Origin of the sequence: Aminobacter niigataensis, assembly GCF_946995915.1 — a bacterium.
GTDB lineage: Bacteria > Pseudomonadota > Alphaproteobacteria > Rhizobiales > Rhizobiaceae > Aminobacter > Aminobacter niigataensis.
Genome location: NZ_OX341517.1, coordinates 4073971 through 4095932, shown reverse-complemented (window position 1 = coordinate 4095932; position 21962 = coordinate 4073971). Strand labels below are relative to the sequence as shown.

Sequence of the window (21962 nt, the reverse complement as noted above, 5' to 3'; positions counted from 1 at the left end):
CGTTCAATGTCACGCGCTGATCATCGGTCCCCTGATGATCGCGAAGTCGCTCAGTTGTTGGCGGGCGGCGTTTCCGCAGCGGGCGCGCCGGCAGGCTCGTCAGCGCCACCTTCGGCGGGCGGCGTGGCCGCGCCGGCCTCGGGCTCGCCCTGCGAATTGAGCTTCTTGAGAATCGAATTCTCGGGATCTTCCGGCAGCATGTTTTCGATCGTCGTGCCGATGCTTTCGAGCAGCGGGCGCGACTTGGCCTCGGAAACCCAGGCAGGTGACTTGTCGCCGACCAGCCAGTTGAAGAACAGCAGGCCGACAGCGACCACCAGGATGCCGCGTGCCGCACCGTAGAGGAAGCCGAGCGTGCGATCGAGCGCGCCGATGCGGCTGTCGATGATGAAGTCGGCGATCTTCATGGTGATGATAGTGACGACGATCAGCGCGACGATGAAGACGATGCCGGCGGCTGCGGCCATCGCGATCTTCTCGTTGTCGATATAGGGCTGAACGTAGGGGACGACCGGCTTGTAGAAGAAGAAGGCAGCAGCGGCAGCCGCAGCCCAGGAGGCGACCGAGAGCACCTCCCGCGAGAAGCCGCGCACCATGGCGAGCATCGCCGAAACCAATGTGAAGCCGACCAGAATTCCGTCAAGCAGCGTAATCGGCATAGTGTCTCTCACTCCCTGACGACGGTTTAGTCCGTCTCTTCCGCTCGGCTTCGTCTTGAGCCGGCTATCCGCGCCACCAGATCCGCGAGTGCGGTCGGCTGGAACGATCCGGCCCCGATTCCACCTGCGATGTCCCCACTGCCGGCGGGCAGGACTGCCCTTCCGAAGCCCAACTTTTCGGCCTCTTTAAGGCGTTGCTGCGCATGCGCAACCGGCCTCACGGCGCCAGAAAGGCTGATTTCGCCGAAATAGACGCAATCAGCGGGCAGGGCAAGACCGGTGAGCGAGGAAACCAGTGCGGAAGCGACCGCCAGATCGGCAGCCGGCTCGGAGATGCGGTAGCCGCCGGCGACGTTGAGATAGACGTCGTGCTGGCCGAATCGGACGCCGCAATGGGCCTCGAGCACGGCGAGGATCATCGACAGCCGCGACGAATCCCAGCCGACGACCGCACGACGTGGCGTACCCAGCGTGGAGGCAGCGACGAGGGCCTGGATCTCGACCAGCACCGGCCGTGTGCCTTCGATCGCGGCGAAGACGGCGGCTCCCGGTGCCTTGGCATGGCGCTCGCCCAAGAACAGTTCGGACGGGTTGGCGACCTCGCGCAGGCCCTTGTCGGACATCTCGAAGACGCCGATCTCGTCGGTCGGGCCGAAGCGGTTCTTGACGGTGCGCAGGATGCGGAAGTGGTGGCCGCCTTCGCCTTCGAAATAAAGAACGCCATCGACCATGTGCTCGACGACGCGGGGACCGGCGATCTGGCCTTCCTTGGTGACGTGACCGACAAGGACCACCGCGGCACCTGTCGACTTGGCGTAGCGGATCATCGCTTGGGACGAGGCGCGCACCTGGGTGACGGTGCCGGGGGCTGAATCAGCAAGGTCGGTCCACAGCGTCTGGATCGAATCGATGATGACCAGGTCCGGCCGCTTGCCGTCGGCAATGGTGGCCAGGATGTCTTCGACATTGGTCTCGGCGGCGAGTTCGACCGGCGAGGAGGCGACGCCGAGGCGCTGGGCACGCAGCCTGATCTGGGCAACGGCTTCTTCACCCGAGACATAGACGACGCGGTGGCCACGCGACGCGAGTGCCGCCGCCGCCTGGGTGAGCAGCGTCGACTTGCCGATGCCGGGATCGCCACCAATCAGCAGCGCTGAGCCGCGAACGAAGCCGCCGCCGGTGGCGCGGTCGAGTTCGCCGATGCCCGAGACGATGCGCGGTGCGTCCTCGATGTCGCCGTCGAGCGAGGTCAGGGTGACGGGGCGGCCCTTGCGGGCGCTCTTCAGCGCGCCCGGGCCGCTGCCGATGCCGCCGGAAGTGCCTTCCTCGACGAGCGTGTTCCACTCGCCGCAGGAATCGCATTTGCCGGCCCAGCGCTGGTGCGCTGCGCCGCAATTCTGGCAGATGAACTGAACGCGCGCTTTAGCCATGGGTGCGATGCAATACTGATTGGGATGGGTCGAACCCCTTGGCGGGAAGAGGCGCTGCGTTTGCCAAGGCCTACTGTTCTCCAAACCTCTCCGGCAGGTGATGCTCGGGCGCGAGGTCGAAGAAGCGGGTGAATTCGCCCTGGAAGCCGAGGCTGACGGTGCCGGTGGGGCCGTGGCGCTGCTTGGCGACGATGACCTCGGCCTTGCCGCGCACTTCGGCCATGTCACCTTCCCACTTGATATATTCGTCGGTGCCGGGTTTCGGCTCCTTGTTCTTGAGGTAGTACTCCTCGCGATAGACGAACAGCACCACGTCGGCGTCCTGCTCGATCGAGCCTGATTCGCGAAGGTCGGAGAGCTGCGGACGCTTGTCGTCGCGGCTTTCGACCTGGCGCGACAGCTGCGACAGCGCGATGATCGGAACGTTGAGCTCCTTTGCCAGCGCCTTGAGGCCGGTGGTGATTTCGGTGATTTCCTGCACGCGGTTCTGCGACGACTTGGCCGATGAGCCCTGCATCAGCTGGATATAGTCGATGATGATGACGTCGAGGCCGCGCTGGCGCTTGAGGCGGCGGGCACGCGCGGCGAGCTGGGCGATCGAGATACCGCCGGTCGAATCGATGAACAGCGGAATCTTCTGCAGCGTCTGGGTGCAGCTGACCAGCTTTTCGAAATCTGCCTCGGTGAGATCGCCGCGGCGGATCTTGGAGGAGGGCACTTCGGCCTGCTCGGAAATGATACGGGTGGCGAGCTGTTCGGACGACATTTCGAGCGAGAAGAAGCCGACGACGCCGCCGTTCTCGGCCTTGAACGAGCCGTCTGCCTGCTGCGCCGGGACATAGGCGTGGGCGACGTTGAAGGCGATGTTGGTGACGAGCGAGGTCTTGCCCATGCCGGGGCGGCCGGCAAGCACGATCAAGTCGGAAGACTGCAGGCCGCCCATGCGGGCGTCGAGATCGTGAAGGCCGCTGGCAACGCCAGACAGATGGCCGTCGCGCATATAGGCGGCGCTGGCCATGTCGATCGCGGTCTTGACCGCATCGGAGAAGCTTTCGAAGCCGCCGTCATAGCGGCCGGTCTCGGCGAGTTCGAACAGGCGGCGCTCGGCATCCTCGATCTGCTCGGACGGCGACATGTCGACCGGCGCGTCATAGGCGATGTTGACCATGTCCTCGCCGACGGTGATCAGCGCACGGCGCGTGGCAAGGTCATAGACGGCGCGGCCGTAGTCGGAGGCGTTGATGACGGTGACGGCATTGGACGCAAGGGCGGCCAGATATTGCGAGACCGTCATGTCGCCGACCTTCTCGTCGGCGGGCAGGAAGGTCTTGATGGTCACCGGGTTCGCCATCTTGCCCATGCGGATCAGCTCGGACGAGACCTCGAAGATCTTGCGGTGCAACGGCTCGTAGAAATGGGTCGCCTTGAGGAAGTCGGAGACGCGGTAGAAGGCGTCGTTGTTGACCAGCATCGCGCCGAGCAGCGCCTGCTCGGCCTCGATGTTGTTCGGGGCTTCCCGGTAGAGCGGGGTTTCCGCCACTTCGAACTTGCGTGCTGCCTCAGCCAATGTCTTCCCCGTCCGTTGCCGAGCATCTGCAGTACCAGAGCCAGGCCACAAGCCGTCCATCGTCATTTCAACTGGCCACCACTATTCACACTCGTCCACAGGGACGGCCGGTGCGATGACGGATTCCGGTTGACGCGAATCGGGGCGATTCTAGCTGTGTATCGACAGGAACAGAACAGGAATATGTAGCCGATCGCTGCATTTACCAAGAAAGTGTCCAGAACAATCTAAAGGTAGTTTGTATACATAAGGTGGTTGATTTTACTCGGTTATGCGGTGATCCTTGACTTCCGACGGCATACGCCTCGCGATGCGGCACATGGCGATGCATATGCTGGAAGGGCACCAGTGGCCGAAACGCGCGCTGCTGCGGCGTCGGCCTGCCCTGCTTGAGGAGGCAACATGCGCATTTTTCGTCCGGCACCGGCGCGATTCGGCTGGCTGGCATCCACCGCCATGGTTTTATTGGGTTCGACGCAGGCAGGCTTTGCCGCCTGCGCCCTGACGCCGACCGCCGGCAACAGTATTTATGTCTGCGACAGTGGTGCGAGCGGAGGGCTGACCGACACCGACGGCACCAACGCGCTGACCATGCCGGGTGGTGGTACCGGCACGATCAATGGCAACGTCGTCTTTGGCGGATTTGTCGACCGTGTTGAGGTCCACAGCGGCGCAATCACAGGCAACGTCCAGCAAGGCGGCGGAAGCGACGACTTCCTGATGAGCGGCGGCCAGATCCAGTCGCTCAGCCAGGGTGATGGTCTCGACACATTCTTCATGTCTGGCGGCCGTATCGTCGATTTCTTCGAAGATGGCGACACGGCATACATGACCGGCGGCCGCATCGGTCGCGTCAACATGAAGCTCGACGACAACCTGTTCGATATGTCTGGCGGCACGATCGACAAGAACCTTGTGACCGGCTTCGGCGATGACACCATCATCCTTTCAGGCGGTACGATCGGCGGCAACATCAGCGTCAGTGGCGGCACCGATAGCGTGGCTGTGACAGGCGGCTCCGTCGGCGGCAGCGTGCTGCTGAGCGTCGGCACGGACACTTTCACCTGGGACGGCGGCGGTATCATCTACGGCACTGTCGATCTTGGCGGTGACAACGACACGGCAAAGCTCAGCAATCTCAGCAACGCAAACATCGGTGCGACTGTTGCGGTCAATGGCGGGGACGGCACGGACGGCCTGACTTTCGACAATGTATCGGCGGCCGGCATTGCGCGGTTCCAGAATTGGGAAAGGATCGACGCCACCAACGACACCGAACTGACCTTCGACGGTAATCTTGTGCTCGGCGACGCCGGTACCGGAACCGGTACGCTGACGGTCGATGCCACCAGCACCCTTTTCGGCGGTGGTCAAAATGCACACGTGCTGGCCGTCAGCGGGCTGGCAAACGTTATCAATGCCGGCCGCATCGACTTGACCAATGGCGGTGGTGGCACTGGCGATACGTTCACGATCAATGGCAACTACCAGGGCAATGGCGGACTGCTGTTCCTCGACACTGTGCTCGGCAGCGACGGCTCGGCCTCGGACAAACTGGTGATATCCGGTGGCACCGCGACGGGCTCGACGGGCATCGAGATCGTCAATGCCGGCGGTGCCGGCGGATTGACTGTCGCGGATGGCATTCTGGTGGTCGAGGCGATCGGCGGTGCGACGACCGGAGGTGCCTTCGCACTTGCCAGTCGAGTGGCCGCCGGCGCCTACGAGTATATGCTGTTCAAGGGCGACGCAGCGGGTGCAGGCCAAAACTGGTATCTGCGCTCGACGATGTCCTCGACCAGTCCCGAGCCAGCGCCGGGGCCTTCTCCGATCGAACCGAACCCTCAGCCTGCGCCCGTCGATCCCGAAACGGCACCACCGCCGCCGACGTCGGCGATACCGCCGGTGCTGATTCCGGGCGAGGGCGATCCTGTTACCCCGCCCACTGACCCGACCCCGCCGGTGCTGCCGGGGGATACGCCGCCCGAAGCACCGCCAGTACCACCGGTTACCGGCGAGCCGACGCCGCCTCCGCCGACCGAGACGCCGCAATTGGTGCTCAACCCGGCCGAGTCGGCACCGCTGCCCAATCCCGAACGGCTCGAAGGAGGAGCGATGCCGCTCTTCCGTGGCGAGGTTCCGACCTACGCGGTGATCTCGCCACTCGCGCACTACCTCGCCATGTCGACGCTGGGCACATTCCATGAGCGCCGCGGCGAGCAGCCCGAAGTGCAGGGTGCCGGGCAGATGCCGGCTGCATGGGGGCGTGTCTTTGGCCAGAGTGTCGATATGTCCTGGACCGGAACCCTGACACCGAGCTTCGACGGCACGCTGTTCGGCATGCAGGCCGGCCTCGACATCTATGGCTGGGAAACGGATAGCGGCCATCACGACCGTATCGGCCTGTTTGTCGGCCACACGCGCATCAGCGGCGACGTGAAGTCGCCGACGATCGCCGGGCCGGTAGCCGATTTCGGCGATATCAACGCGAACGGCACCAGCCTGGGTGCCAATTGGACCCATGTCGGCCCAGGCGGCTGGTACCTCGATGCCGTGCTGATGGGCACCTGGTACGGTGGCGATGTCACCTCCAGCGGCGGCGAAAACCTCGACGTCGGCGGAACCGGGGTCACTGCTTCGCTGGAGGGCGGTTATCCCATCGCGCTGACGCCGGAGTGGACACTGGAGCCGCAGGGCCAGCTGGTCTGGCAACATTTGTCGCTTGACGACCAGGCCGACAGCTTTTCGACGGTGTCGTTCAATTCCGACGATGTGCTGACCGGACGGCTGGGCGTGCGGTTGCAAGGTCTCTTCCAGACCGAAGCCGCGACGCTGAAGCCGTACCTCAAGGCCAACATCTGGCATGAATTCGACGGTGAGGGGGGCATCAGCCTCGGCGGCGACCCGATTGCCGTCGAGACCGGCGGGACGTCAGTCGAGTTCGGCGGCGGCGTGATTGCGAAGCTGAGCGAACAGACCAGCATGTTTGCCACCGCTGACTACACCACCAATATCGGCGGCGAGAAGAAGCGCGTCTTTGAAGGCAATGTCGGTCTCAGCGTCAAATGGTAAGGGGCGTCGACGCCAGCCGCTCTGTGATCCTGCTCACGCCCCGCGTGGCGCCAGCAGGATGATCGAGGCGCCGGCGATGCAGACTGCGGCGCCGATAATGTCCCAGCGATCCGGGCGTACGCCTTCGGCAAGCCACAGCCAGCCCAGCGACGCCGCGATGTAGATGCCGCCATAGGCGGCGTAGGCGCGGCCCGCGGCATTGGCTTCGACCAGGGTCAGCAGCCATGCGAAGGCGATCAGCGAGATGACGCCGGGGATGAGCCACAGAGCCGACTTGTCCAGCCGCCACCATGCCCAGAAGGCAAAGCAGCCGGCGATTTCGGCAAGAGCTGCGGCAACATAGATGGCGTAGGTCATGAAAAAGGCCCGGTGCGAATGGCAACGGGCCTATCTCCTACGACGGCCGGGGCCGAGGCAAGGGCGAGTTTCACTCCTTGTCGCCGACCTTCCCGCGACGGGTGGTCTTGCCCGTCGCAGTCGTCTCGCGATGCGCCATCTCGTGCATGGCGAGCGCTTTCTCGCACTTGCCGATATAGTCGCGGGTCAGCGGCAGCGTGTCGTTGCGATGTGTGAGCTGGATCTGGAACACCATCAGGTCCTGCCAGCGGAAGGCGGCTTCGGAAGCCGCGAGATAGAATTCCCACATCCGGCAGAAGCGCTCGTCATAGATCGCTTTGGCCTTGTCACGGTTGGCGGCGAAACGCTTGCCCCAGTGCTTCAGCGTCTCGGCATAGTGAAGGCGCAGGATTTCGACGTCGGTGACCATCAGTCCCGATTTCTCGATCGCCGGCAGCACTTCCGACAGGGCAGGAATGTAGCCACCCGGGAAGATGTATTTGCGGATGAAGGCGCTGGTCGCCGTCGGCGGGCCGAACCGGCCGATCGAATGCAGCACCATCACGCCATCGGGTTTCAGCCGCTTGGCGACGTTGTCGAAGAAGGTACGGTAATGGTTGACGCCGACATGCTCGAACATGCCGACCGACACGATGCGGTCGAAGCGCTCGACGAGATCGCGATAGTCGCGGATTTCGAAGTGAACGTGGCTGTCGAGCCCCTCGGCCTGGGCGCGTTCAGTCGCCACCGCGTGCTGTTCGGTGGAAAGGGTGACGCCGAGCACCTGCGCTTCGAACGAGCGCGCCAGGTAGAGCCCGAGGCCCCCCCAGCCAGAACCGATGTCGAGCACCGACTGGCCTGGCTTGAGCCGCATCTTGGCGGCGATGTGCGCTTTCTTGGCCAGTTGGGCTTCTTCCAGCGTCATTTCGGGGTCGGCGAAATAGGCGCAGGAATATTGCATGTCGCTGTCGAGGAAGAGCCGGTAGAGGTCGCCCGAAAGGTCGTAGTGACGCTCGACGTTGCGTTTCGCGCGCGCCGCGGTGTTGACCTGCTGGAAGCGGCGCAACGCTACCCGCAGGCCTTCGATGGCGCGTGACCAGGCGGCATCGACCGTGCCGTTGCCGAGATTCTGGAAGGCGATCCGCATGAAGCCGAAGATGTCGCCCTCGACGATGTCCATCTCGCCGTCCATGTAGGCCTCTGGCACGGCCAATGTCGGATCGAAGGTAATGGCCCGTTCGGCTCGCCGCGTTCGGATCAGCATGTGGACGGGTTCGCCGCTGCCGTCGCCGAAGCGATGCGGTCGGCCATCGGGTCCGGTGACGGTCAGGTTTCCTGTGCGTACGAGTTTTGCGAAAATGCGCTGCAACAACACGTTCATGGGCAATGCTCGCGATGTGTCAGTCCTATTGTCAGAAGCTGGTAACTAGCGCGGGCACGTTCAAGTTCCACCTGGCACAAAAAAACCCGGGTGTTTCCACCCGGGCTTGGTCCAGAAAACTGGATCTGACAACTGAGGCTGAGATCAGCCCTCGTCGCCTTCGCCGTCTTCGTTCGGATCAAAGAAGCTGTCCGGACGGGCGTTTTCGTTGATGTCGTCGCCGTAGATGGCTTCGGCAGTGGTCAGCGTCTCGCCCTTCGACTGACGCTCGGCTTCGTCGGCCGTGCGCGCGATGTTCAGCGTGATGGTGACTTCGACTTCGGCGTGCAGCGAGATCGCCACGTTGGTCAGGCCGATGGTCTTGATCGGCTGGTTGAGCTCGACCTGGTTGCGTGCAACCGTGAAGCCTTCGGCGGCCAGCAGGTCGGCGATGTCGCGGGTCGAGACCGAACCGTAGAGCTGGCCGGTTTCACCAGCCGAGCGGACGGTCACGAAGGTCTTGCCGTCAAGCTTGTCGGCAACCTGCTGGGCTTCCGACTTGCGCTCGAGGTTGCGGGCTTCGAGCTGAGCGCGCTGGCCTTCGAACTTCTTCTTGTTGGCTTCGTTGGCGCGGAGCGCCTTGCCCTTGGGCAGCAGGAAGTTACGGGCAAAGCCGTCCTTGACCTTGACGGTGTCGCCCATCTGGCCGAGGCGGGAAATGCGTTCGAGGAGAATGACGTCCATTTTCCTTGTCCTTTCGTTGGCTGCAAAGGCAGCGAATAAAATTCAACGGGCAAGGAAGCAGGGAAGGGCGTTGCCGCCGGTTTCGCTGTCCTGCCTGTCGCGGCAGTTAGGTCCTCTTTGGAGGTCCAACCCGGGATTTGAAATTCGCCCGGCCGCGCCCGTCGCGGGGGGAGGAAGCGGGCAGCGAACCGCCCGCTTCGGATGTCTTACTTCACGACGTAGGGCAGCAGGCCGAGGAAGCGGGCGCGCTTGATCGCCTGGGCGAGTTCACGCTGCTTCTTCTGGCTGACGGCGGTGATGCGCGAAGGAACGATCTTGCCGCGCTCGGAAATGTAGCGCTGCAGCAGACGCACGTCCTTGTAGTCGATCTTCGGAGCGTTGGCGCCGGAGAACGGGCAGGTCTTGCGGCGGCGATGGAAGGGACGACGGGTCGGGATCTGATTGATGTCGACCATTATTCTGCACCCCCTTCAACACCTTCGCGCGGACGGCGCGGGCCACGGTCACCACCGCCATCGCGGTCGCCGAAGCTGCGCGGGCCGCGATCACCACGGTCACGATCGCCGAAGCTGCGCGGACGGTCGCCGAAGCCACCGCGTTCGCCACGCTCGGAGCGCTCTTCGCGCTTCTGCATCATGGCGGAGACGCCTTCTTCATGCGCCTCGACCTTGATGGTCAGGAAGCGCAGGATGTCTTCGGACAGGCCCTGCTGGCGCTCGACTTCCTTGACGGCAGCCGACGGAGCGGTGATGTCCATAAGCGTGTAGTACGCCTTGCGGTTCTTGTTGATGCGGTAGGTGAGGGACTTCAGTCCCCAGTTCTCAACCCGGCCAACCGATCCACCAGCTGCAGTGATGATACCCTTGTAGTGTTCGACAAGTGCATCGACCTGCTGCTGCGAGAGGTCCTGGCGGGCAAGAAACACATGTTCGTAAAGAGCCATAGTTTTTGCCTTTCTTCGTTTCCATCTTCCGGTCCCGGCGGCTAGAGCCTCTGCGACCTCCCTGATCCGTCGAAGGCCTAAGCCATCTCAGGAGAAGAAAGGAGCACGACGAGACGGTCGAGAGCGGAGACACGGGAGGCGGAAGCGTTTTCGCTTCACGCGGCGGCTTTCGAGAAAACCTCCGGCCCTCCGTTCAGCCCCCAGCTGGGACCGGCAGATGGCGGGCGTCTACAGGCAAAGCGCCTTCAAGGCAAGGGGCGGGACCAAGAAACCCGCCGAAATCGGCCCTTTCGGCGGCTTCGGGCCTCAGCCCAGAGCCTGCGGACGCAGGAACAGGGGCGAACGCGTGCGGTCGGCAACCACCTTGTCGACCGTCTCCGGGAAGAACGGCTTGGCGCCGCGGCGCTTGCCGAACATCATGTCGTATTGCAGCCAGCGGTAATCGCGGATCGACGGGTCGATCTCCTTCTGGCGCGACCAGTCGAACACCGACTCGCCGGCCTTCGGCAGAAGCACGTTGCGGTCGACGACGCGGAATCGCTCGTGCAGGTCGCCGAGGAAGCCGGTGTAGTAGGGGTGGCTGATTCCGGCGGTCTCGAGCACGTGCAGCGGCAGGAAGGCCGGGCTGATCGAGCCGATGTTTTGCGCCGCACCCGTCCGGTTCGACCACACCACCAGCGGCGTTTCGTGCTGGACCAGCATCTCGCCGATCGCCGCTTTGCGCTTGGCGACAGGTTCGTTCATGAAGCCGGTCTCGACATAGACGGGGCCGAGCGGTGGCAGGTGGTCGCCGAAGAAGGCGATCACGGTCGGGCGCTTGCGCTTGCTGGCCCAGTCCATCAGCCGCTTGAGGCTGCGGTCGGCGTCCGATGCACCTTCGGCATAGGTCAGGATCGATTCGCGTGCCCAGGGTGACGTTGCCGCCTCGACCTTGTGGGTGGTGTCGCTGTAGCGGTTCGGCTCGTAGGGGCCGTGGCTCTGCAGCGAGACCGCAAAGAAGAAGAACGGATGCTCGGTCGCATCGGCCTCGCGGATGATCTCTTCGGTCAGAGCGGCATCGGATACCAGCGGCCCGCGCTTTGCCAGCAGCGGCAGGTTTTCCTCCGACATGAACTGGTCGAAGCCGAACGCCTTGTAGACGGGCGCGCGGTTCCAGAACCAGCCGCCGAACGGATGAATGGCCTTGGTCTCGTAGCCTTCGCTCTTGAAGAACGTGGCAAGCGACGGCACCGGCGCGCGGACATATTGCTGGTAGGGGATCGAGCCCGCCGGCAGGAAGGCGTTGGAGAAGCCGGTCAGTGCCTCGAACTCGACATTGGCGGTCATGCCGCCGAATTCCGGCGAAAAGACATGGCCGGACTGGGCCGCGCGCACGTTTGCGATCGGATCGGGCGTGATCGAGACGCCGGGCAGGCGCGTCGGATCCCAGAAGGATTCGCTCATCACGATGATGACGTCGGGCTTTTCCTCGGGCAGGACGGCGGCGGCCTGGTCCGGCCGGGCGATGGCATCGACAGCCTTTTCGGAATAGCCGTGCGGCGCCTTGACCTTGGCCATCGGCACGTTGAGCGCAAACGCGATGGCAAAGCCGTTGGAATTGTAGTTTTCCTTCTGGTCCCACATCATCGGGATGATCTGGAGACGGTCGCGCGTCCACGAGAAGGTCGCGTAGTCCATGATCGAGACGAAGAAGGCGAGGGCGGGAATGGCGATGGCGAGGCGCGAGATGCGTGCCCAGAACGTCAGCGCCGGCATGCGGCGGCGCCAGTAGCGCCAGGCAAGGACAAGGAGCGCAATGCCGGTGACGAGGCCCACGACGATGCCGACGCCGGCCATCGGGCGCTCGCGCACCAGCAACGGCATCAGTTCGACGATCTGTCGGGCATAGAGAAAGTCGGTCGGGTAGAGTGGGTCGCCGAGATAGAGCGACTTCTGATGCCCGACAAAGGCGAGCAGCAGCGCCACGGGTGCGACGATCAGCAGGCCGTTATGCGGCCGGCCGAGCAAGGCATCGAGGCCCACCAGCAGCAGCGCAAAGAGCGCCACCGTGGTCCAGCTCGGCTTGAACGGCTGCTGGAAGAAATTGAGCGTGTCGACGAAGGAGCCGCGCGCGATGTATTCGATGGCGAAGACCAGCACCGCCGAAACGGCGAGCGTGACCATCACCGAGCGCAGTACGCCCAAGGCATAGGCACGCCGGTCGGACGCGGTCTGCTTCGCGTCCTCAACACTCCTTGCGGCCTTATCGACTACACTTCCCAACTCGACTTCCTCGGCTTTATGACGGCCTCATCATGCAGCGGTCACCTGAACGTCACCTGAACGTCATCAAACTGTCATGCAGAAGCTAGGGCTTATGGCAAAATTGAGAAGCGTTGGCCAACAAATCGTGTTTCGGCTTAATCATGTGTGATTTTCGGCCCGTTTCGGGCCCCGGGGCGCACAAGGCTTGACTTGACAGGGCGCATTGCGCCAGAGCCACAGCGATCCGGAGTGCCCGACGTTCCCTGGGGCGGCACGCGTACTTCGGTTTGTTATGTCTGCGCATCGCGCCGAAAGGGCCGGAATGGCCTGAGGCGATGCGCCAGCAGCCAGGAGACGAATATGGCCGTTGCATTTACTTTTCCAGGGCAGGGCAGCCAGGCCGTCGGCATGGGCAAAGAACTGGCCGATGCTTTCCCGGAAGCGCGACGCGTATTCGAGGAGGTCGATGACGCACTTGGCGAAAAGCTGTCGAAGCTGATCTGGGAAGGCCCCGAGGAAACGCTGACGCTGACGGCCAATGCCCAGCCGGCGCTGATGGCTGTTTCGATGGCTGCATTCAGGGCGCTCGAAGCACGCGGCCTGTCGCTCAAGGACAAGGTCACATATGTCGCCGGCCACTCGCTGGGCGAATATTCGGCGCTTGCTGCCGCAGGGTTCGTTTCAGTGGCCGACGCTGCGCGGCTGTTGCGCATTCGCGGTGATGCCATGCAGGCCGCTGTACCTGCCGGGCAGGGCGCCATGGCTGCGATCATCGGGCTCGAGCAGGCTGATGTCGACGCGGCTTGCGCCGAAGCAGCCGAGGGTTCGGTCTGCCAGATCGCCAACGACAATGGCGGCGGCCAGCTGGTCATCTCCGGCGAGAAGGCGGCGGTCGAACGCGCGGCCAAGCTGTGCACCGAAAAGGGCGCCAAGCGCGCGCTGATGCTGCAGGTCTCCGCACCGTTCCATTCGGCGCTGATGGCGCCGGCTGCCGAGAAGATGCGCGAGGCGCTTGCCGGCGTGAAGAAGCATGCGCCGATCGTCCCGGTCGTCGCCAATGTCTCGGTCCAGTCGCTCACCGATCCTCAAGAGATCGCCGCCCGCCTCGTCGAACAGGTGACCGGCCGCGTCCGCTGGCGCGAGACCGTCGAATGGTTCGGCAACAACGGCGTCACCACGCTCTACGAAGTGGGCGCCGGCAAGGTGCTCTCGGGCCTCGCCCGCCGCATCAACAAGGACATCGCCACGGCCGCGGTCAACAACCCGGCCGACGTCGAGGCGGCAATCGCCGCGCTCGTCTAAACATACTGTGACCCCACCCGTGTGAAGGGTGTGCTCTGGAAGGGATTGGAAAAATGCTCGATCTGACCGGCCGCAAGGCACTCGTCACCGGCGCTTCAGGTGGCATCGGCGAGGAAATCGCTCGCATCTTGCACGCGCAGGGCGCCATCGTCGGACTGCACGGCACCCGCGTCGAAAAGCTCGAGGCGCTGGCCAACGAGCTCGGTGACCGCGTCAAGCTGTTTCCGGCCAACCTCGCCGACCGCGACGAGGTCAAGGCGCTGGGCCAGAAGGCCGAGGCCGAACTCGAAGGTGTCGACATCCTGGTCAACAATGCCGGCATCACCAAGGACGGCCTGTTCGTGCGCATGTCCGACGCCGACTGGGACTCGGTCATCGAGATCAATCTGACGGCGATGTTCCGCCTGACGCGTGAACTGACGCATCCGATGATGCGCCGCCGCCATGGCCGCATCATCAATATCACCTCGGTGGTCGGCGTGACCGGCAACCCCGGCCAGACCAACTACTGCGCATCCAAGGCGGGCATGATCGGCTTTTCCAAGTCGCTCGCCCAGGAAATCGCCACCCGCAACATCACCGTCAACTGCGTCGCTCCCGGCTTCATCGAATCGGCAATGACCGAGAAGCTCAACGACAAGCAGAAAGAGGCGATCATGGCCGCGATCCCGGCCAAGCGCATGGGCACCGGCAAGGAAGTTGCTTCGGCCGTCGCCTATCTCGCCTCCGACGAAGCTGCCTACGTCACCGGCCAGACAATTCACGTCAACGGCGGCATGGCGATGATCTGATTGGGCCGATTGGCCGGGATAACTGGCCCTTTTGCCTTGGACGCGGTCAAGATTTCGTGTATTGCCGCGCTCCATCAGGTGGCCGGACCGAAGACGGACCGCTGCCCGAGCGCTTGGGAAAGCGCAGATTACTGCTTGATTAGCGGCATTCCGCCCGCTAACGAAGACCTAACAAACACCAGACTGAGGATGCCCACATGAGTGACACCGCAGAGCGCGTCAAGAAGATCGTCATCGAACATCTTGGCGTCGACGCCGACAAGGTGACGGAAGCTGCAAGCTTCATCGACGACCTGGGCGCGGACAGCCTCGACACGGTCGAGCTCGTTATGGCGTTCGAAGAAGAATTCGGCGTTGAGATCCCCGACGACGCGGCCGAGACCATCCTCACCGTTGGCGACGCCGTGAAGTACATCGACAAGGCTTCGGCCTGAGCGATCGCGAATTGTCAGGGATGCCTGCGATGAGGCGTGTGGTTGTCACGGGCCTTGGCCTGCTTTCACCGTTCGGCATGGGCTACGAGCACGGCTGGAAAGAGCTTCTTTCCGGCCGTAGCGCCGCAAGGCGGATCACGGAGTTCGAGGTCGAAGACCTCCCCTGCAAGATCGCCAATGTCATCCCTAGGGGTGACGGCACGAACAATACCTTCAATCCCGAAGCAGTCCTCGAACCCAAGGAACTGCGCAAGATCGGCGACTTCATCCTCTACGGGATCGCGGCCGCAGACGAGGCATTGAAGGATTCGGGCTGGGCGCCCAAGACACCGGACGAGCAGAACGCGACTGGCGTCATGATCGGTTCGGGCATCGGTGGCATCGAGGGCATCGCCGAAAACGCGCTGATCCTCAACGAACGCGGCCCGCGCCGCATCAGCCCCTTCTTCATTCCAGGCCAGATCATCAATCTGGTCTCTGGCCAGGTTTCGATCCGGCACGGGCTCAAGGGCCCCAACCATGCCGTGGTCACGGCCTGCTCGACCGGCGCGCACGCCATTGGCGACGCAGCTCGTCTGATCATGTTCGGCGACGCCGACGTGATGGTGGCGGGTGGTGCTGAATCGCCGGTGGCACGCCTGTCGCTTGCCGGCTTCGCCGCTTGCAAGGCACTGTCGACCGGGCGCAACGACGACCCCGAGAGGGCGTCGCGCCCTTATGACCGCGACCGCGACGGCTTCGTCATGGGCGAGGGCGCAGGCGTCGTCGTGCTCGAAGAGCTCGAACACGCCAAGGCGCGCGGCGCCAGGATCTATGCCGAGGTTGTCGGCTACGGCCTGACAGGCGACGCACATCACATCACGGCTCCGGCCGAGGATGGCGACGGCGCCTTCCGCTGCATGACCGCCGCCCTCAAGCGCGCCAACCTGTCGCCGGCGGATATCGACTACATCAACGCCCATGGCACCTCGACCATGGCCGATACGATCGAGCTCGGCGCCGTCGAGCGCCTCGTCGGCAATGCCGCCTCCAAGGTCTCGATGTCATCGACCAAGTCGTCGATCGGCCACCTTTTGGGTGCCGCCGGTGCTGCCGAGGCGATCTTCTCGATCCTCGCCATTCGCGACAACATCGTGCCGGCAACGATCAATCTCGACAATCCCGAGCGTGAGACGGCCATCGATCTCGTGCCGAACAAGCCGCGCTCCCGGCAGGTCGACGTCGCCTTGTCGAACTCCTTCGGCTTTGGCGGTACCAACGCCTCGCTGGTCTTCCAGCGCTACAACGGCTGACAACTCTGTGGGAAGGGGGCGTTAAACGCCCTCTTTGCCGCGATTTTTGCCACATTCGGCTCTAGTCTCCCGGCGGGGATTCGACGCAAGAGGGAGTGGCGAGGCAAAATGAGCATGAATACGCCAGGTCAAGGGGAAGGTGCTGCGCGCGCCGCACCGGCAAATCCGATCGTTCCTAAGACAGCGCAGGAAGCGTTGCGGCCGGAAATCGGCACGCCGCCCCCCAAGCGTTCGCGTGCCTCGCGCAACCAGATCGTCGTGTTCATGAATTTCGTGATGTCGACAGCGGTGCTGGTGATCCTCGCCGGCGGCGCAGCCCTCTATTTCGGCAAGCAGGAATTCAACGGCGAGGGCCCGTCGGCGGTCCCCAGCACATTCCTGGTCAAGGAAAAGACCGGCGTGCAGGACATCGCCGACCAGCTCGAGCGGCGCGGGTTGATCAGCGATGCGCGCATCTTCCGGATGGGCGTGCGCGCCTACGGCAACGACGGCTCGCTGAAGGCCGGCGAATACGAAATCCAGGCCGGCGCTTCGATGCACGAGATCATGGAGCTCCTGAAGAGCGGCAAGTCGGTGCAATACTCGCTGACGATCCCGGAAGGACTGACCGTCGCGCAGGCTTGGAAACGCATCGCCGAACAAGAGGCTCTTACCGGCGACATGCCGACGGAGATGCCGGCCGAGGGCACGCTTGCCGCGGATACGCAGCGCTTCACCCGCGGGCTGACGCGCCAGCAGATCATCAACAAGATGCTGGCCGACCAGAAGGAACTGGTCGAGACCATCTGGCAGCGCCGTACGTCGGACCTTCCGTTGGCCGACATCAACGAATTCGTGACGCTGGCGTCCATCGTCGAGAAGGAAACTGCCCGCGGCGACGAGCGCTCACGCGTGGCAGCTGTCTTCATCAACCGCCTCAACAAGGGCATGCGGCTGCAGTCGGATCCGACGATCATATACGGCATCTTCGGCGGCAAGGGTAAGCCCGCCGACCGGCCGATCTACCGCTCCGACATCGACAAGCCGACGGCCTACAATACCTATACCATCAAGGGCCTGCCGCCGACGCCGATTGCCAATCCGGGCAAGGCTTCGCTCGAGGCGGTGGCCAATCCGTCCAAGACCAAGGACCTGTATTTCGTGGCTGACGGTTCGGGCGGGCATGTCTTTGCCGAGACGCTGGACGAGCACAATGAGAACGTCGCGCGCTGGCGCGCCTTCCAGCGCAAGGTCGTCGAGGACGAGAAGGCAGCCGGCGAGGCTGATCCGGCAAAGAAAGACGCCACGACGACGAACGCCGTCAAGAAGTAGGACAGGCTCGCCGCGCGGCCATCAGCCCGCGTGGCGCAACAAGAACAGGGACGCGCTGCCAGATGAACCTGCAGAGCATGACAGGCTTCGCCCGCGTCGCGGCCGAGCATGACGGAACCGCCATCGCCTGGGAGGTGAAGTCGGTCAACGGCAAGATCGTGGAAGTGCGCCTGCGCCTGCCGCAGGGCTTTGAACGTCTCGAGCCATCGGTGCGCCAGGCCATCCAGAAGCGCTTTTCGCGCGGCAACGTGCAGGCAACCCTGACAGTGAGCCGCGCTAGCGGCTCGATGGTCCAGCCCGTCATCAACGAAGTGTTCCTGCGCGACGTCGCCGAACTCGCCAACCGGCTGGTCACGCAATTTGGCGCGGCGCCTGCCAGTGCCGACGGGTTGCTGGCGCTGCGCGGCGTCTTCGATGTGCCCGAGGCGGTCGAAACCGAAGAGCAGCGCGCGGCGATCGATGCGGCGATCATGAATTGCCTGGAGACTGGCCTTGCCGGCCTCGTCGAGGCGCGCAAGGCCGAGGGCGAGGCCCTGCGCGGGCTGCTGTCGGGCCATATCGCGACCATCGAGGCGCTGACGCTGCGGGCCGAGGCCGATCCGTCGCGCGAACCGGCGCAAATCCGCCAGCGGCTCGCCGAGCAGGTGCGTCTGCTGCTCGAGGCATCGCCGGCGCTCGACGAGACACGGCTCAACATGGAGGCGGCGTTTCTCGCCACGAAGGCCGATATTCGCGAGGAAATCGACCGGCTGAAGACGCATGTCGCCTCGGGACGCACGCTGATATCTGGCGGTGGCGCAATCGGCCGCAAGCTCGATTTTCTGGCGCAGGAATTCAATCGCGAATCGAATACTCTATGTTCGAAGTCGAACGCCGCCGCAGTGACCGCCATCGGGCTGGAACTGAAGGCCGTGGTCGACCAGTTTCGCGAGCAGGTTCAGAATCTGGAGTAGCGCATGAGCGCCGAGAACCCTTCAAACGCCATCAGGCGGCGCGGCCTGATGCTGGTGCTGTCTTCGCCGTCGGGCGCAGGCAAGTCGACCATCGCGCGTAACCTGCTGGAAAGCGACCCCGGCCTCGAGCTGTCGGTCAGCGTGACGACCCGCGCTCGCCGCGGCAGCGAGATCGACGGCATGCACTATCATTTCCGCTCGATGCGCGATTTCGAACGGCTGCGCGACTCCGACGCTCTGCTCGAATGGGCCGAGGTGCATGGCAACTACTATGCCACGCCGCGCGAGCCGGCCGAAATTGCCATGGCGCAAGGTCGCGACATGCTGTTCGACATCGACTGGCAGGGTGCCGAGCAGCTCAAGGAGAAGATGCGGGCCGACATCGTCTCGATCTTCATCCTGCCGCCGTCGATGGGCGAACTGAAGGCGCGCCTGCGCCGCCGCGCCGAGGACCAGGATGCGGTGATAGAGACAAGGCTGCACAACGCCCGTGTCGAGCTCGAGCACTGGCGCGACTATGACTACGTCGTCGTCAACGACGACCTCGACAAGGCCTTTGCCTCGGTCAAGGCGATCGTCACCGCCGAGCGCCTGCGCCGCGACCGCCGGCCGGGATTGTTCGATTTCGTTTCGAAGCTGCTCGACGAGAAGGTCTGAGCGACGGGCGCTCAGACCGCCTTTGCCAGCGCCACGAACTCCTCGACGCTGAGCGTCTCGGCGCGGCGGGTCGGGTCGATGCCGACGGTTTCCAGGAGTCTTTCACCGCCCATGCTTTTCAGGCTCTGGCGCAGCATCTTGCGGCGTTGGCCGAAGGCCGCCTCGGTGACACGGCCAAGTACCTTCACATCGGCTGGCAGAGGCACCTGACGCGGTTCCAGGTGTACGACGGACGAAGTGACCTTCGGTGGCGGGGTAAAGGCCTGTGGCGGCACATCGAAGGCAATGCGTGCGTCGGTGCGCCAGCCGGCGAGAACGCCGAGGCGGCCGAAGGCCGGGCTCGCCGGCTTCGCCACGATGCGTTCGGCGACCTCGCGCTGGAACATCAAGGTCAGCGATTGATAGAACGGGGGCCAGTCCTGGACGGTGAGCCAGCGGACGAGCAGTTCGGTGCCGATGTTGTAGGGCAAGTTGGCGACGATCTTTGTCGGCTCGCCGCCGGCGAGCGCGGCGAAATCGGTCTTCAGCGCGTCGCCCGAGACCACTTCCAGCCGTTCCGGATAATGGTTGGAAATCTCGGCCAGTGCTGCGAGGCAGCGTTCGTCGCGCTCGATGGCGATGACGCGCCTGGCGCCGTTCATCAACAGCGCCCGTGTCAGCCCGCCGGGGCCGGGGCCGACCTCGATGACGGTGACGCCTGTGAGATCACCGGCAGCCCGCGCCACCTTGCTGGTCAGGTTGAGGTCGAGCAGGAAATTCTGGCCGAGCGCCTTCTTGGCCTGCAGGCCGTGGCGCTCGATGACGTCGCGAAGCGGCGGCAGGCCGTCGATGCTGGTGGCCGCACTCATGATGACTTGCCCCCAACGTCCGCCAGCCGGCGCGCCAGCTTCAGCGCTGCGATCAGGCTGTCTGGCCGGGCAATGCCCTTGCCGGCGATGTCGAAGGCGGTGCCGTGGTCGGGCGAGGTGCGGATGAAGGGCAGACCGAGCGTGACGTTGACCGTCTCGTCGAAAGCCAGCGCCTTGGCCGGGATCAGTGCCTGGTCGTGGTACATGCAGATGGCGGCGTCGTAGCCGGCGCGGGCGCGGGCATGGAACATGGTGTCGGCGGGCAGGGGACCGAAGACGTCGATACCTTCCGCCTTCAGCGCCTCGATCGCCGGGCGGATGATGCGTTCGTCTTCATGGCCCATCGCACCGCCTTCGCCGGCATGCGGATTGAGGCCCGAAACGGCGATGCGCGGCCTGGCGATGCCAAAACGGGTGCGCAGGTCATGCGCGGTGATGCGGGTGGTCTCGATGATCGCCTCGGTCGTAAGCGCCCTCGGCACGTCGGCAAGCGCGATGTGGATGGTGACGGGCACGGCGCGAAGCTCCGGCCCGGCAAGCATCATGACCGGCATGACGGCGGAGCCGGTCCTCTGGCTCGCGAGGTGGGCGAGGTATTCGGTATGGCCGGGAAAGCGGAAGCCGGCGTCATAGAGCGGCTTCTTGGCGATCGGGCAGGTGACGACGGCAGCGGCGCGGCCTTCGAACGTGTCCATCACGGCACGGTCGATCGCCTCGATGATGCCGGCGGCGTTCTGCTTGTCGGGCTGGCCCGGCGCGTCGACCAGCGTGGCGGCAAGCGGCATGACCGGCAACGCATCTGCGAACTGCCCGGCGGCATTGGCCGGGTCGGTCTCTGCGATCTGGATTTCGACGCCCAGCGCCAAAGCGCGTGCGGCGACCAAAGCGGGGTCGCCGAGGAGATAGAAGGCGGGCACGTCCGCTTCGTTGCGCAGCTGCCAGGCGGCGACTGCGATTTCGGGGCCGATACCTGAGGGATCGCCAACAGTCAGCGCCAGAGGGGCACCATGCGAGCCCACGACCTAGCGGTTGACGATGCGAGCCTTGGCCCGCAGTTCTTCGATGTACTTCTTGCTGAGCTCGTCGGCCTTTTCGTTGCCTTCCTTGCCGAGCCCCTCGGCCTGGAAGACCATCTGTGCGACCTTGTCGTCGGACACTTCGCGGGCGCTGCAAACGCCGATGAACTCGACGCCACGGTCAGTCTCACGCACCGGGGTTGCGCCGCCAGCCTTGAGCTTCTTGATCTGGTCGGCCCATTCCGGCGGCAATTGCGGTGCAAGCACGCGGCCGAGATCGCGCACGGTCACGTCGAGCAGGCCCCTGGCGAATTCGCGCGTCTGCTCGCAACCGTTGAAGCGGCCACGCATGGCATCCGCCTCGCGCTTGCGCTTGCCGATGGAGCCGCGCTCGGATGCCGGCACGACGAAGATCACCTGCTGCAGCATGTATTCGGTGGCGCTCGGCTTGGCGCCGCCCTGCTGCAGCATGCGCCGGACGGCGTCCTGCTCGCTGGTGCCGCCACCGCCGCTGCCCTCGGCGCGGAAGCGGGAACTGAGCGCCTGGTTCCAGCCCATCTGCGTGCGGATGTAGTCCTTGAAATGGCTGCTCGTCACGCCGGCCTGGGCCAGGATCTGGTCCATTTGGGCGGGCTTGAGCTTGTTGGAGCCGGCAAAGCGCGCATAGGCGTCGTCGACCTGCTTGTCGGAGATGCGGATGTTGAGCCGCTTCATTTCGGCCTGGCGCAGCGTCTGCTCGATCATTTCCTCGCCGGCATTGCCTTTGCGCTTCTGCAGCTTGAGAAACGCGGCGCGGCGCTGGATGTCGTAGCTGGTAACCGGCACGTCGTTGACGATGTATTTGATCTCGCTCGCCTGGGCCGGAGGCGCATAAGCGGTCATCGAGAGCGACGTTGCCGCCACGAGCAGGGCGAGGCCTGCCGAAAAGAGGTGCTTCCGCATCGATAAAGTCCCGTTCAAACCCCAGATCCGAGCATTGCCCGAATGCATGTTGCCCCGTCCA

Annotated in this window: 20 protein-coding genes; 8 read left to right on the top strand and 12 right to left on the bottom strand. The window is 64.1% G+C overall.

What is annotated here, in order from left to right:
- Positions 1-50 precede the first annotated feature (50 nt).
- The 3 genes from O1Y97_RS19975 to O1Y97_RS19965 form a co-directional block, all read right to left on the bottom strand.
- Positions 51-659, bottom strand: a complete 609-nt coding sequence (locus tag O1Y97_RS19975) for a CvpA family protein (RefSeq protein WP_108608713.1) — start codon at positions 657-659, stop codon at positions 51-53.
- 26 nt (positions 660-685) lie between these two features.
- Positions 686-2089 carry a DNA repair protein RadA gene (radA, locus tag O1Y97_RS19970; protein ID WP_108608712.1) on the bottom strand — a complete coding sequence of 468 codons (1404 nt, stop codon included), beginning with the start codon at positions 2087-2089 and terminating at the stop codon, positions 686-688.
- A 70-nt stretch (positions 2090-2159) separates the two neighbouring features.
- The gene (locus tag O1Y97_RS19965) at positions 2160-3656 is read right to left on the bottom strand and encodes a replicative DNA helicase (protein ID WP_108608711.1); all 1497 of its coding nucleotides are present in this window, start codon (positions 3654-3656) and stop codon (positions 2160-2162) included.
- 402 nt (positions 3657-4058) lie between these two features.
- On the opposite strand from O1Y97_RS19965, the gene O1Y97_RS19960 reads away from it, so the two are divergent.
- Positions 4059-6728, top strand: a complete 2670-nt coding sequence (locus O1Y97_RS19960; protein ID WP_318762124.1) for an autotransporter family protein — start codon at positions 4059-4061, stop codon at positions 6726-6728.
- A 33-nt stretch (positions 6729-6761) separates the two neighbouring features.
- On the opposite strand, the gene O1Y97_RS19955 is transcribed toward O1Y97_RS19960, so the two are convergent.
- The 6 genes from O1Y97_RS19955 to O1Y97_RS19930 form a co-directional block, all read right to left on the bottom strand.
- Positions 6762-7085: a YnfA family protein gene (locus O1Y97_RS19955; RefSeq protein WP_318762123.1), complete on the bottom strand. Its 324-nt coding sequence runs from the start codon at positions 7083-7085 to the stop codon at positions 6762-6764.
- Positions 7086-7155: 70 nt separating this feature from the next.
- Positions 7156-8445 carry an SAM-dependent methyltransferase gene (locus O1Y97_RS19950; protein ID WP_318762122.1) on the bottom strand — a complete coding sequence of 430 codons (1290 nt, stop codon included), beginning with the start codon at positions 8443-8445 and terminating at the stop codon, positions 7156-7158.
- Positions 8446-8589: 144 nt separating this feature from the next.
- Positions 8590-9168: a 50S ribosomal protein L9 gene (gene rplI / locus O1Y97_RS19945; RefSeq protein WP_108608707.1), complete on the bottom strand. Its 579-nt coding sequence runs from the start codon at positions 9166-9168 to the stop codon at positions 8590-8592.
- Positions 9169-9374: 206 nt separating this feature from the next.
- Positions 9375-9623 (bottom strand): 30S ribosomal protein S18, encoded by a 249-nt coding sequence (rpsR, locus tag O1Y97_RS19940; protein ID WP_018427106.1) that lies wholly within the window; start codon positions 9621-9623, stop codon positions 9375-9377.
- Complete coding sequence (gene rpsF / locus O1Y97_RS19935) at positions 9623-10111, bottom strand: 30S ribosomal protein S6 (RefSeq protein ID WP_108608706.1); 489 nt, start codon at positions 10109-10111, stop codon at positions 9623-9625. Before rpsF ends, rpsR begins: the two co-directional genes overlap by 1 nt.
- Before the next feature lie 306 nt (positions 10112-10417).
- Positions 10418-12274, bottom strand: a complete 1857-nt coding sequence (locus O1Y97_RS19930; RefSeq protein WP_318764247.1) for an LTA synthase family protein — start codon at positions 12272-12274, stop codon at positions 10418-10420.
- Between the two features lie 441 nt (positions 12275-12715).
- Here O1Y97_RS19930 and fabD point away from each other — a divergent pair, with 441 nt between their 5' ends.
- The 7 genes from fabD to gmk all read left to right on the top strand — a co-directional run bounded on the left by fabD (position 12716) and on the right by gmk (position 19095).
- On the top strand, positions 12716-13657 hold the full coding sequence (fabD, locus tag O1Y97_RS19925) for an ACP S-malonyltransferase (RefSeq protein WP_318762121.1): 942 nt from the start codon (positions 12716-12718) through the stop codon (positions 13655-13657).
- A 53-nt stretch (positions 13658-13710) separates the two neighbouring features.
- A complete protein-coding gene (fabG, locus tag O1Y97_RS19920) occupies positions 13711-14448 on the top strand; it encodes a 3-oxoacyl-[acyl-carrier-protein] reductase (RefSeq protein ID WP_108608703.1) in 738 nt (245 codons plus the stop codon).
- Between the two features lie 197 nt (positions 14449-14645).
- Positions 14646-14882 carry an acyl carrier protein gene (locus tag O1Y97_RS19915; RefSeq protein WP_055978681.1) on the top strand — a complete coding sequence of 79 codons (237 nt, stop codon included), beginning with the start codon at positions 14646-14648 and terminating at the stop codon, positions 14880-14882.
- Positions 14883-14911: 29 nt separating this feature from the next.
- Positions 14912-16174, top strand: coding sequence for a beta-ketoacyl-ACP synthase II (gene fabF, locus O1Y97_RS19910; RefSeq protein WP_183262187.1), 1263 nt, complete (start codon positions 14912-14914; stop codon positions 16172-16174).
- Between the two features lie 108 nt (positions 16175-16282).
- Positions 16283-17485 (top strand): endolytic transglycosylase MltG, encoded by a 1203-nt coding sequence (mltG, locus tag O1Y97_RS19905; RefSeq protein WP_318762120.1) that lies wholly within the window; start codon positions 16283-16285, stop codon positions 17483-17485.
- A 62-nt stretch (positions 17486-17547) separates the two neighbouring features.
- Positions 17548-18438 carry a YicC/YloC family endoribonuclease gene (locus O1Y97_RS19900; RefSeq protein ID WP_318762119.1) on the top strand — a complete coding sequence of 297 codons (891 nt, stop codon included), beginning with the start codon at positions 17548-17550 and terminating at the stop codon, positions 18436-18438.
- Between the two features lie 3 nt (positions 18439-18441).
- The gene (gene gmk, locus O1Y97_RS19895) at positions 18442-19095 is read left to right on the top strand and encodes a guanylate kinase (protein WP_318762118.1); all 654 of its coding nucleotides are present in this window, start codon (positions 18442-18444) and stop codon (positions 19093-19095) included.
- 11 nt (positions 19096-19106) lie between these two features.
- Here gmk and rsmA read toward each other — a convergent pair whose 3' ends face one another.
- Genes rsmA through O1Y97_RS19880 form a run of 3 tightly spaced genes read right to left on the bottom strand, consistent with a single transcriptional unit; the run spans position 19107 to position 21901 of the window.
- Entirely contained in the window at positions 19107-19943 is an 837-nt protein-coding gene (gene rsmA / locus O1Y97_RS19890) for a 16S rRNA (adenine(1518)-N(6)/adenine(1519)-N(6))-dimethyltransferase RsmA (RefSeq protein ID WP_183262181.1), read from the bottom strand.
- Entirely contained in the window at positions 19940-20962 is a 1023-nt protein-coding gene (pdxA, locus tag O1Y97_RS19885) for a 4-hydroxythreonine-4-phosphate dehydrogenase PdxA (RefSeq protein WP_318762117.1), read from the bottom strand. The genes rsmA and pdxA overlap by 4 nt, the downstream gene beginning before the upstream one ends.
- A 3-nt stretch (positions 20963-20965) precedes the next feature.
- Positions 20966-21901 carry a peptidylprolyl isomerase gene (locus O1Y97_RS19880; RefSeq protein ID WP_108608696.1) on the bottom strand — a complete coding sequence of 312 codons (936 nt, stop codon included), beginning with the start codon at positions 21899-21901 and terminating at the stop codon, positions 20966-20968.
- Positions 21902-21962 lie beyond the last annotated feature (61 nt).